Source organism: Croceibacterium xixiisoli (assembly GCF_009827305.1).
Taxonomy (GTDB): Bacteria; Pseudomonadota; Alphaproteobacteria; order Sphingomonadales; family Sphingomonadaceae; genus Croceibacterium_C; species Croceibacterium_C xixiisoli.
The window spans coordinates 392,288-403,754 of the sequence record NZ_WTYJ01000001.1 but is presented as its reverse complement, the minus strand read 5'-3'; the positions used below and the strand labels follow the sequence as shown (position 1 = coordinate 403,754).

The window sequence follows — 11,467 nt, the reverse complement described above, 5'->3', positions numbered from 1 at the left end:
TGTGCTGTCACTGAGCAGCTTCCAGCTCGACCCGGACCTGGTTCATCGCCAGGCGTTCGCTGGCCGGCAGGGCCACGGGCAGTTCATCATCCGCGCTCAGCTGGACAAACTGGCCGGTTGAGCCATCCAGGCCCAGCATCACGCCATTGTGAATGTCCACGAACCAGCCGTGCAGCGAGATTTCACCGCGCGCGATGCCAGCGGCAACCGAGGGGTGGGTGCGCAGGTGGGCGAGCTGGACCACGATGTTTTCCAGGCTGGCAGCGCGGATCTGTTCGGCGCCGTCGAGATCCTTGTAGCCGGTGCGCACGACATGTTCGGCAGCATGGCTGTGACGCAGCCAGGCCGCGACATTCGGCATACCTTCGAGCATGTGCGGGTTCATCAGCGCCTTCATCGCGCCGCAGTCCGAATGGCCGCACACGATGATGTCGCGCACGCCCAGCGCCGCAACCGCATATTCCACGGTAGAGGACACGCCGCCATTCTGGGTGGCGAAGGCGGGAACGATGTTGCCGGCGTTGCGGCAGACGAACAGGTCACCCGGATCGGCCTGCATGATCTGTTCCGGCACGACGCGGCTGTCGGCGCAGGAAATCATCAGCGCCTTAGGGCTCTGGCCGTTGGCGACGAGCTTGGCGTAAAGATCGTTGCGGCTCGGGAAGACGAGCTTTTCAAAGTCAAAAACGCGTCCGATCAGTTCGTTCATGAAATCACTCCTCCGAGTTTGATTTCACATATATCGGACAGGAACTTTGCTGCGGCGCAGCGTGCTTGTAACGAATTATTGCTGCTGAATCGGTATGTCGAGCCGGGCGCTCAACCCACCGAGATGACTGTCCCCCAGGGTCAATCGGCCGCCATGGAAGCGACCGATCCGGTCCACGATCGGCAAACCCAGCCCGAATCCTTCGGTGTTGCGCGACCGGGCCACGTCCAACCGCACGAAAGGCGTCAGCACATGTTCGCGATGTTCCTCCGGAATGCCGGGGCCATCATCGCTGACCTCCATCGAAATGACGCCGTCGGCCGTGCTGAGCCGGAGTTCCACCTGGCTGCCGAAATGCAGCGCATTGTTGATCAGGTTGGACAGGGCCCGCTTGATCGCCAGCGGGCGCAACAGGGCAGCGAAATGGTCAGGCCCGTCATAGATCGCATCGAAGCCCTGATCGCTGGCCGTATCGATCAGCGTGGCGCAGAGCACCGCCAGATCGTTGAGCGAAACGGGCTCCGCCTCGGTCGCTTCCTCCCCGGAAAGATAGGCGAGCAAGCTGTCGATCATCTGCTCCATCTCCCCGATATCCTGTTCGATATCGTGGCTGATTTCCTCATTGCCGATGGCATCGGCGCGCAGGCGCAGCCGCGCCAGCGGCGTACGGAAATCATGGCCCACGGCCGCCAGGGCGAGCATGCGATCGGAAATCAGCTGGTCGATCCGTTCCTGCATGCTGTTGAAGGCGCTCACCACCTCCCGCACTTCCTTCGGCCCGCGCACCGGAATCGGCTTGAACACCCCCTCCCCAATCGTTTCGGCCGCCACCGCCACTTCGCGCATCGGTCTCAGCGTCTGGCGGATCATGATGCTGCCCAGCACGATCAGCGCGACAGCCGGCACCAGCGAGGCGATGATCCGGCCGAAGGTGAGATCCAGCTGATGGATATGATCCTTGGCGCTGAAACTGAGCCAGCTGCCATCACGCAGCCGCATGGCGCCAACGATCGAGCTGTTTTCATCGGCCGTGCGCAGATAGAGCTTGAGATTGCGGTTGCGCAGTTCCGGTTCCCATTCAACCACCTGGCGGCTGATGAAGGTCAGCAGGGGGGAAATATGGGGAACCCTGGGCTGATTTTCCGTCCACACCAGATGGTAGCGGGTGGTGGTCAGTTCCTCGGCAACGGTCTTGCGTTCGGCTTCAGGCGCCTTTTCGATCAGCCGGGCGGACAACACCAGATGTTCGGACAGGCGGCGCGCCTTGTCGCCATCAATGGAAAACTGGCTGGCGCGTTCATAGAGGAATGTGCTGGCGGCGCTGTCGAGCAGGATCGTCACGAACAGGATCGCGACGATCTGGCCCACCAGCCCCATGGCATTGTCGTGCAGATGCTTCAAAAACGTTCCACCGGCACATTCATCATGTAGCCCACACCGCGCACGGTGATGATCGGGGCGGGTTCGGTTTCAGTCGAAAGCTTGCGCCGTAGCCGGCTGACCAGCACATCGATGCTGCGATCCGAGCTGTCCCCCAGCCGCGTGCGCGACAGTTCGATCAACCGCTCACGCGCCAGCACGCGCTGGGCATTGTCGCACAGCGTGACCAGCAGATCGAATTCCGCGCCGGTCAATTCCACGGCGGCACCATCGGGGGAAGTCAGCTGGCGGCGGGGCAGATTGGCGACCCAGCCGTTGAAATGCAGTTCCCCCCGATTGCGATCGACCGGGGCGCCCTCCACCGAATGGCGGCGCAGGACGGACCGCACCCGGGCGATCAGCTCGCGCACGCCGAAGGGCTTCGCCAGATAGTCATCCGCGCCCATTTCCAGGCCGATGACCCGGTCGATCTCGCTGCCTTTGGCCGACACGAAGATGATCGGCACATCGCTGGTGCGGCGCACTTCGCGGCACAGATCTATGCCCGATGTACCGGGCAACATCACATCCAGCAGCAGCAGATCGGCCGGGGCTGCACGCAGCGCATCCCACATCTGCGGGGCGGTGCCGACCATGCGGACGTTGTAGCCGTTTTCCTGTAGGGCGCGGGCGGTCAGCGTGCGGATGGGCGGATCGTCCTCCACGATCAGAATATTGGGTGCCGCCATCGTTCTACCTTGAAATGATTGTCGTTATCCTCGTTACCCCTACAGGTAGTTTATCGGGAGGGTTCGCGCCAGACCTGCGTATCAGTGCGCAGGAGAACGCGCTGCCTGCGCACGAAGGCGCCAGTTCAGCGCATGGCCGGCGACCAGCAGCGCGCTGCCCATGACCGTGATCAGGGTTTCGGCCCCCTCCGCCTGCCCCGGCAGCAGCGCTGCGACCAGGCTGGCGACGCCGATCACGCCAAGCAGGGGCGGCAGCAATTTGCGATGGCGGCGGTAACCCAGCGCGAAGGCGGCGAGAGCAGAGGGGATAACCAGCGCCAGCGCGGCAAAATGGAACGCTTCCGACTGGGCGAACAGCCCCAGCATGCCCGGCAGCAGCAACAGCAGGAGCGGCAGGGCAATGCAGTGCAGCAAACACAACAGCGAAGCGGAAACCGCAGCGCCTTCGACCATATTTGTCCGTCGATTGGCCAATTTGTCACGGTTTGCAGGATTCACGCCATTCATCGATATTGCCCCTTGAGCGATGTTATACTGTATCATATGAGGCCGTCACCTGATGTTTCAAAGGGGCCATTTGTGAAAATTCGTGTTCTTCTCCTCTCCGCCGTTTCCGCATCGGCCATGATCCCGCAGTTCGCCCATGCCGAAGATGCGACGCGCGAGGGTGAAGCCCCCATTGTCGTCACGGCGACGGCGCTCAACCAGACGGCAAGCGAAACCGCGACCCCGGTGATCACGCTGACGCAGGACGATCTGGTCCACCGCCGGCAGGCGACGCTGGGCGATACGCTGGCCGGGCTGCCGGGCGTGAATTCGGACAATTTCGGCGGCGGGGCGAGCCGGCCGGTGGTGCGCGGGCAGACTTCGCCGCGCGTGCAGGCGCTGTCCGACGGGTCCAATATCCAGGATGCCGCCGCGATTTCCCCTGATCACGCGATCACCACCGAACCGCTGCTGCTGCGCGGGATCGAGGTTCTGCGCGGCCCGTCCGCCCTGCTGTTCGGCGGCAGTGCGATCGGCGGGGCGATCAATCTGCTGGATGACAAGGTGCCCACGACCATGCCGGAAAACGGCCTGACCGGCGTGGCCGAAGGGCGGATCGGCACGGGCGACAGCGAACGGTCGCTGGTCGGCGGGCTCACCGCCGGGGTCGGCCCGCTGGCGTTCCATGTGGAAGGCGTCCACCGCAGTTCGGACGATTACCGCGTGCCCAACAGCTTCGGCGAACGGCATGTCGATGGATCCTACAACGAAACATCCACCTTCAGCGCGGGCGCATCCTGGGTGGGATCGCAGGGCTATCTGGGTGTGGCCTACACCAGGCAGAACAGCGAATACGGCCTGCCAGGCCATTCACATGATTATGAATCCTGCCATCCGCATGGCAGCAGCCTGCATTGCGGATCGCACAGCCATGACGATGGCGACCATGATCACGACCACGATCATGAGCATGAACATGACGAAATCCCCTTCGTGAAGCTGCGCAGCGACCGGTTCGACATTCGCGGCGAATATCGCGATGTCCTGCCCGGCATCGAACGCGCACGGCTGCGGCTGTCCTTCACCGATTACGTGCATGACGAAATCGAGCATGATGAAGTGGCCACCACCTTCAAAAATACCGCGCATGATCTGCGGCTGGAAATCGCGCACAAGCCCATCGCCGGCCTGCGCGGGGTCATCGGGTTCCAGCATTCGGGCAGCGATTTCAGCGCAATCGGCACCGAAGCCTTCCTGCCGGAAAGCGAAACCAGCAACACTGCGGTGTTCCTGATGGAAACGCTGCAGGCGGGCCCGGTCCGGTTCGAACTGGCCGCACGGCAGGAATGGCAGACGATCGAAACCACGCTGGATCGCAGGGTGGATCACCGGCCGTTCTCCTTTTCCGGTGCGGCGGTGTGGGATATCGGCGGCGATTATTCGCTGGCCCTGTCGCTCGCCCGGTCGCAGCGCGCACCCAATGTGCAGGAACTCTATGCCCGCGGCGTGCATCTGGCGACCAACACCTATGAGCTGGGCACGGCCACGCTGGAGACCGAAACCGGCAAGTCGGTGGATCTGACATTCCGCAAGACGGCGGGCAACACCACCTTCACCGTGGGCGCCTATCACCAGGAATTCGACAATTACATCTTCGCCAACACGCTGGATCAGTTCGAGGATTTCCGCCTGATCCGCTACACCGCCGCCGACGCCACCTTCACGGGCGTGGATGGCGAAATCCGCCAGCAAATCACCCCCGATTTCGGCGTCACCGTGTTTGGCGATTATGTCCGCGCCAAGCTGAAGGACGATCTGGGCAATCTGCCGCGCATTCCGGCCGCCCGGCTGGGGGCCCGCGCCGATGGCCAGTGGGGCCCGCTGCATGGCGATGTCGAATATTACCGCGTGTTCGAACAGGGCGACATCGCCGAGTTCGAAACCCGCACGCCGGGGTATAACATGGTCAATGCCACGCTGGCCTGGCGCACCGATCTGGGCCCGGTCGCCAATGCCGAACTGTTCGTGCGCGGCACCAATCTGACCAATGAGCTGGCGTTCAACCACGCATCCTTCATCAAGAACGCGTCGCCACTGCGGGGCCGGAATGTGGTGTTCGGTTTGCGCACCAACTTCTGATCGGTGAATGAGGTTGGAGGGCGCGCGCAATCGCGCCCTCCCCCTTTTTGAAGGATTTGCATGACTGCCACCCCGGCCCCGGCAATTGCATCAGCACGCAAGCCGTCCGCCCTGTTTCGCTATATCGAAAGCCTGCAGGGTGACCGCCCCTGGGGCAGCCTGCTGGATGCCGGCACCGGTACCAATTCGATAGGCTGGGTGGCGGGGCTGACGACCGAGCGCTGGACCGCCGTCAGCGGGGCGCAGCGCCATGCCATGCAGGTGCGCGATGCGGTGGAGCGGGTACGGCGACCACAGGACCGGATCGTGCTGGGCAATTGGGCCGATCCCGCGCTGCTGGCCGATGAGCGCTATGACACGGTGCTGGCCGATTATCTGCTGGGCGCAATCGAGGGTTTTGCCCCCTTCTATCAGCACCGACTGCTGGCCCGGCTGCGGCCGCTGACCGGCAGCCGGCTCTATTTCATCGGCCTGGCGCCCTATGTGAACCAACCGGCCGATGACCCGGCGGCCAGGCTGGTGCGGCAGATTGGCCGCTATCGCGATTCCTGCCTGCTGCTGAGCGACGATCAGCCCTATCGCGAATATCCGGCCGAATGGGTGGCCGATCATCTGGAGGCGTCAGGTTTCAAGGTGCTGGCGGCGCAGCGCTTTCCGATCCGTTACAAGGCGCGGTTCGTGAACAGCCAGATCGACATGTGCCTGCCCCGGCTGGAAGGACTGGCCGACCGCAATCTGGCCCGCGCGCTGCGCGCCAGTGGCGAGACACTGCGCCAAGCGGCGCTGGACCATATCGCGCGCGAGGGCAGCATCAGCCATGGGCATGATTATGTGATCGCCGCCGAACCAGCCTGAGAAGGCAATTCGCTTACCTTTGCCTGCTATCAGGCGGGCATGATCAGCGAGGATCGGCACAGCATCATCGTCCTGCAGAAGCCGCTGCCGCTGATGCTTCGCATATTTGCCGTGTTTCTGGGCCTGGGGATCGCCACCGTGATCCCGGCTCCCTTCATCATCCATGCCGACTGGAGCCAGTGGTCACCTACGCTGCTGGTGGTGGTGCTGTGCATCGCGGTGCCGCCGGTGATCGGCTGCGTTTTCATCCTGATCGGCCTGTCCAGCGCGACCGAGCTAAGGATCGATGCAGAGCGGCGCGAGATCACCCGCATCATGCGCGGGCCGGTGTATCGCCGCCGGGATTGCTACCCCTTCGCCGGCATGCAGCCGCCCGAATTGATCATGCGCGACAGCGAGGATGGCCCCTATCCGATCCTGCGGTGGCGCCTGCCGCAATGGCCGGTGGCGGAGATGTGCGATTTCGCCCACCGCGAGGAGGCCGAATATTGGCAGGGCCGGATTGGACAAATGCTGCAAGGCTGAGCTAGCAACCACAGCGCGCACATGTTGCGAACCATTCGCATATGTGCAAGGGCCGCCCTATGGCTACCCCGTCCGACACGGCTGGTGACTCACCCCCGGCGGTAGCGGACCTCAATCGCTTCACTGCCTTGCGCGTCATGGGCACGCAAGCATTGTCCCCGCATATGCGACGGGTGCGCTTTGCCGGCAGCCACCTTGAGGCCTTCGCCACCGAAGCGCATCTGCATATCGGCCTGCTGATCCCGCCCCCGGGCGCATCGCGGACGGAATGGTTGACCCTGGAAAGCGGCGGCAAGGCACGCGTGCGCCAGGTCGATTGCAAGCCGGTGAACCGCAAATACACGATCCGCGCCATCGATTCGGTGGCCGGGCGGATCGATATCGATTTCGTGCTGCATGACGATGGCGGCCCCGGCGGCAGCTGGGCCGCTGCGGCGCAACCCGGGGACATGGTCGGCATTCTGGGCCCCGGCGGGCGTGGACTGGCTCCGGCGGATTGGCACCTGATTGCCGGGGACGAGACTGCCCTGCCGGCCATCGGCCGCATGATCGAAGCCATGGCGACAGATGCGCACGGCCAGATCGTGATCGAAATCGCCGATGCCGCAGAACAACAAGCGCTGCAGCCGCCGCCCGGTGTTGCGCTGCAATGGCTCCATCGCGATGGCGCGGCGGCAGGAACCACCGAGCTGTTGCTGAACGCCATCCGGGCGATATCCCTGCCGCCCAACGACATCCGCCGCTTTGCCTGGGTTGGGGCCGAGTTCACCGCCGCGCAGGCGATCCGCGATTACCTCTGCAAGCAGGCCGGCATCGCGAGAGGCGACCAGCTGGTGGTCCCCTATTGGCGGCGCGGCCGGGCGGGTGCGACCGATGGCAGCAGCGTTTAAGCGCTTAGAGCGGGTTCCGATCCGATTGCATCGGATCTCCGCTCTATTTTCTTTGTTTGCCGCGATTTCCGAGTCAGCAGGTGATTCCACCTGCTTGGAAATCGCTCTAGGCAGCAATCAACCGGCGCAGGCGATACGCCGCCGCCAGGCCGCCGGGGTGATGCCCAGCCATTGGCGGAACAGCCGGGTCATGTGTTCCTGATGCGAGAAGCCGCATTGGGCAGCGATCTGGGCGATCGGATCCGCGCCCCTGAGCAGGCCGCGCGCCACCGCCAGCCGCAGCCCGATCAGGAACTGGTGCGGTGACCAGCCGGTCGCTTCACGGAAACGCCGGGCGAAGTGGACGGTGCTCGTGCAGGCGACCAGCGCCAGATCTTCCAGCCGCAGCGGCTGATCCAGATGCTGGCGGATGAAGCGATAGACATCGTGAAACTGGCGGGCGGTGAAGCGTGCTGCGGGGTGCCGGTGCGGCATATCGGCCAGCTCTGCCGACAGCATGCGGGCAACGCTGCCGGCCAGCCCGTCACCACAACCGACATACATCATGTCGGCGGCAATATCGGTCAGCTGGAACAGCGCCGGATTGGCCTGACCCAGAGCCGGCGCCGGAGTGGGTGTGGGAGTGGGCCGAGCGCCGTTATCGGCGGAGGGCGCACCCCCGCCCCGCAGCGACAGATGCACGGTTTCCAGCGGGCCATGCAGCCGCAGCCTGATCTTCACCCCGCCGGGCAGGACCGACATGGCGCCCGGCCCGACCGCGCCGCTGAGGCGGGTGGGCCCGCAGGACAGATCGACCAGCGCCGTGCCCTGCCGGTGCAGCACGAACAGATGATCCGCGCTTTCGGCAAACCAGCCGCTGAAAGGCAATTCCCGCTGATGCGAGACATGCAGCCGGGTCCACCCCAAAGCATCGCTGGCGCACAGGATGTCCCGCGCGGCGAAACCGGCGATGCCGCGCGTCTGCCCGGCGGTGAAAACGGCCATGTCCGGATCGGTGTGCTGGATGGGCATGATACCACATCAGGTATTCCGATCAGCGAATCATGGCAAGATGTGGTGTTTTGATCGTTTTGTGCAGGATGGGGCGGTGATCCCGCCCTAGCCATGGGATCCCGTCCGGTTCCGCATCGATCCGCCAGCCTGGATTGGTGCGGGGCCGGACACCATCCCATTCCGGAGACAGGCGATGCCGCTTCTCAACGCCAGCAAGATCTACAAGCCTTTCGAATATCCATGGGCCTTCGACTTCTGGAAAAAGCAGCAGCAGATGCACTGGCTGCCCGAAGAGGTGCCGTTGAGCGAGGATTGCCGCGACTGGGCCAACAAGCTGCTGCCGCATGAGCGCAATCTGCTGACGCAGATCTTCCGCTTCTTCACCCAGGCCGATGTGGAGGTGCAGGACTGCTATCACGAGAAATATGGCCGGGTGTTCAAGCCGACCGAGATCAAGATGATGCTGACCGCCTTCAGCAATATGGAGACCGTCCATATCGCGGCCTACAGCCATCTGCTGGACACCATCGGCATGCCCGAGAGCGAATATGCGATGTTCCTGGAATATAAGGAGATGAAGGACAAGCATGACTATCTGGCCACCTTCGGGGTGGACAGCGACGAGGATATCGCCCGCACCCTGGCGATGTTCGGCGGGTTTACCGAAGGGCTGCAGCTGTTCGCCAGCTTTGCGATGCTGTTGAACTTCCCCCGCTTCAACAAGATGAAGGGCATGGGGCAGATCGTGACCTGGAGCGTGCGCGACGAAACGCTCCATTGCGAAGGGATCATGCAGCTGTTCCACACATTCTGCGCCGAACGCGATTGCCTGACGCCGTCGGTGATTCAGGACATCCATGACAGTTGCCAGACGACGGTGCGGATCGAAGAGGCCTTCGTCGATCTGGTGTTCGAGATGGGCCCGGTGGAAGGGATGACCGCCGCCGACATCAAGGCCTATGTCCGCTTCGTGGCGGACTGGCGGTTGCGGCAGCTGGGATTGAAGCCGATCTACAACATCAGCGATCATCCGCTGCCCTGGTTGCAGCCGCTGCTGAACGGGGTGGAACACGCCAATTTCTTCGAGGCGCGGGCGACGGAATATTCCAAGGTCGCCACCAAGGGCGACTGGAACAGCGTGTGGGACAGCTTCGACCGACGCGTGGCGGCCGGGATCGCGGCGGCGGCTTGACGAGGAGCACCGGTGGAGGGTGATGGCTGGCGCAACCGGCGGCAATTCGAGCGCTTGTCTTCGCACGGGCTGTTGCCTTCCTATATGCGATCGATGCCGACGTCGCGAACACCGCTGCCCGCATCACCCCAGGATGGCGCTTCGCCCGAGCGGCTCCGGATTTTGCTGGAGGAGGTTCGCGCCTGCCAGGCCTGTGCCGATCTGCCGCTGGGGGCCAAGCCTGTGTTGCAAGCTTCCGCCACGGCCCGGCTGCTGATCGCCGGGCAGGCACCGGGTACACGCGCGCATGACAGCGGCATTCCGTTCAGCGACGCATCGGGGGAGCAGTTGCGCCGCTGGATGGGGATTGCCGAGGCGGATTTTCAGGATCCGGCGCGCGTGGCCATCATCCCCATGGGCCTGTGTTATCCCGGGCGGGCGGCAAGCGGCGGCGATGCCCCGCCGCGCCGGGAATGCGCGCCCCTGTGGCGTGAGGCGTTGCTGGAACAGCTGCCGCGCATAGAGATGACCCTGCTGGTGGGCACCTATGCGCAGGATCATGTGCTGGGATCGGGCCGCATGACCGATCGGGTGCGCGCCTTCCGCGATTATCTGCCGGAATATTTTCCGCTGCCGCATCCATCCTGGCGATCGCGCGGATGGATGACCAAGAACCCGTGGTTCGAACAGGAAGTGCTGCCTGAACTTCGGCGCCGGGTGCAGCAGCTTGCCCAGGTACGAGATGGGTCGTTAGTGTGAAATAAAGATAATGGATTTGGATGGTGGTGAGCCAAACACCATTGGACCTGAATATCAGCCGCGATGGATGTTGTGTTTCGGATGCGCTGGATTAATTTTTCTGCGTCTATCGAAAATGCGTAAGATCTGGCAGTTCTGATCAATTAGCCTTTCAGGGTGAACATGATGATATGGACTAAAGAAAAAATTGAGGCTCTATCTCCTGAAAAGCGCGAAACTCTGTTCCATAATGCCCGCACGAGTGGGACGCCGGCAGGCCAAGCAATAATCGATTTGATGCTCGAACACGATCTCCTGGTTCGTACTGGCGGGGGACTTCCGCGAGATCACCCTATCATTCAGGAAATCGAGCAAATCATCAGGTCAGATAAAGGCAAGCAGGCGGCAATAAAGGCATCGACTGAGGGGCATCCTGCGATGGCTGGCGTTGACCCCATGCTCAGCGCAGCTCTTGGCTCGCAATACGGAGGCCACGACACGACATCCTGGGCTGGCACGCTGGTTGCGGAAGTGATGGCCGAGGCCGGCTATATTCAGACCAGAAAAAAGCCGATGCCAGAGGGCAGTGTGGCAAAAACAGCCGCCTTCTTCGAAAGAAAGTGATCTCCAAAGGGAGATCAAGGGTTATGGACATGTGCAGGGCCGTCATCCCAACGGCTTGCGAGGCTTCCATTATGAAAGCCGATGGAGCGGGCGAAGGGATTCGAACCCTCGACCCCAACCTTGGCAAGGTTGTGCTCTACCCCTGAGCTACGCCCGCTCACTTGGCGTTTACCGGAGTGTTCCGGTGGGGAGGCGCGCCACTAGCATCGGTCCTGGGGGTCGGCAAGAA

The 11,467-nt window shown here is 63.0% G+C and carries 12 protein-coding genes and 1 tRNA gene; 7 read left to right on the top strand and 6 right to left on the bottom strand.

Translation table 11 applies throughout. The features are described 5' to 3' along the window. Window positions 1-7: 7 nt before the first annotated feature. The 4 genes from GRI97_RS01915 to GRI97_RS01900 all read right to left on the bottom strand — a co-directional run bounded on the left by GRI97_RS01915 (window position 8) and on the right by GRI97_RS01900 (window position 3,270). Window positions 8-709: a carbonic anhydrase gene (locus tag GRI97_RS01915; RefSeq protein WP_161389443.1), complete on the bottom strand. Its 702-nt coding sequence runs from the start codon at window positions 707-709 to the stop codon at window positions 8-10. Window positions 710-784: 75 nt separating this feature from the next. Continuing rightward, entirely contained in the window at window positions 785-2,110 is a 1,326-nt protein-coding gene (locus tag GRI97_RS01910) for an ATP-binding protein (protein ID WP_235917578.1), read from the bottom strand. Further along, window positions 2,107-2,817, bottom strand: coding sequence for a response regulator (locus GRI97_RS01905; protein ID WP_161389442.1), 711 nt, complete (start codon window positions 2,815-2,817; stop codon window positions 2,107-2,109). Before GRI97_RS01905 ends, GRI97_RS01910 begins: the two co-directional genes overlap by 4 nt. Window positions 2,818-2,898: 81 nt before the next feature. Further along, window positions 2,899-3,270 (bottom strand): MerC domain-containing protein, encoded by a 372-nt coding sequence (locus tag GRI97_RS01900; RefSeq protein ID WP_161389441.1) that lies wholly within the window; start codon window positions 3,268-3,270, stop codon window positions 2,899-2,901. Window positions 3,271-3,396: 126 nt separating this feature from the next. On the opposite strand from GRI97_RS01900, the gene GRI97_RS01895 reads away from it, so the two are divergent. Genes GRI97_RS01895 through GRI97_RS01880 form a run of 4 tightly spaced genes read left to right on the top strand, consistent with a single transcriptional unit; the run spans window position 3,397 to window position 7,712 of the window. Then, window positions 3,397-5,442 (top strand): TonB-dependent receptor domain-containing protein, encoded by a 2,046-nt coding sequence (locus GRI97_RS01895; RefSeq protein ID WP_328598480.1) that lies wholly within the window; start codon window positions 3,397-3,399, stop codon window positions 5,440-5,442. A 60-nt stretch (window positions 5,443-5,502) separates the two neighbouring features. Then, window positions 5,503-6,297, top strand: a complete 795-nt coding sequence (locus GRI97_RS01890; protein WP_202392550.1) for a class I SAM-dependent methyltransferase — start codon at window positions 5,503-5,505, stop codon at window positions 6,295-6,297. A 39-nt stretch (window positions 6,298-6,336) separates the two neighbouring features. After that, window positions 6,337-6,822, top strand: a complete 486-nt coding sequence (locus GRI97_RS01885) for a hypothetical protein (protein WP_161389439.1) — start codon at window positions 6,337-6,339, stop codon at window positions 6,820-6,822. Between the two features lie 59 nt (window positions 6,823-6,881). After that, window positions 6,882-7,712, top strand: a complete 831-nt coding sequence (locus GRI97_RS01880) for a siderophore-interacting protein (RefSeq protein WP_161389438.1) — start codon at window positions 6,882-6,884, stop codon at window positions 7,710-7,712. 117 nt (window positions 7,713-7,829) lie between these two features. Here the strand turns inward: GRI97_RS01880 and GRI97_RS01875 are convergent, their stop codons facing one another. Further along, window positions 7,830-8,723 (bottom strand): helix-turn-helix domain-containing protein, encoded by an 894-nt coding sequence (locus GRI97_RS01875; RefSeq protein ID WP_161389437.1) that lies wholly within the window; start codon window positions 8,721-8,723, stop codon window positions 7,830-7,832. 175 nt (window positions 8,724-8,898) lie between these two features. Between GRI97_RS01875 and GRI97_RS01870 the strand changes: the two genes are divergently transcribed. The 3 genes from GRI97_RS01870 (at window position 8,899) to GRI97_RS01860 (ending at window position 11,238) form a co-directional block, all read left to right on the top strand. After that, complete coding sequence (locus tag GRI97_RS01870; protein ID WP_161389436.1) at window positions 8,899-9,897, top strand: ribonucleotide-diphosphate reductase subunit beta; 999 nt, start codon at window positions 8,899-8,901, stop codon at window positions 9,895-9,897. A 93-nt stretch (window positions 9,898-9,990) separates the two neighbouring features. Continuing rightward, window positions 9,991-10,635, top strand: coding sequence for a uracil-DNA glycosylase family protein (locus GRI97_RS01865; RefSeq protein WP_161389435.1), 645 nt, complete (start codon window positions 9,991-9,993; stop codon window positions 10,633-10,635). 162 nt (window positions 10,636-10,797) lie between these two features. Continuing rightward, entirely contained in the window at window positions 10,798-11,238 is a 441-nt protein-coding gene (locus GRI97_RS01860) for a hypothetical protein (RefSeq protein ID WP_161389434.1), read from the top strand. A gap of 82 nt (window positions 11,239-11,320) precedes the next feature. On the opposite strand, the gene GRI97_RS01855 is transcribed toward GRI97_RS01860, so the two are convergent. After that, window positions 11,321-11,395 (bottom strand) — tRNA-Gly (locus GRI97_RS01855). Window positions 11,396-11,467: the final 72 nt, after the last annotated feature.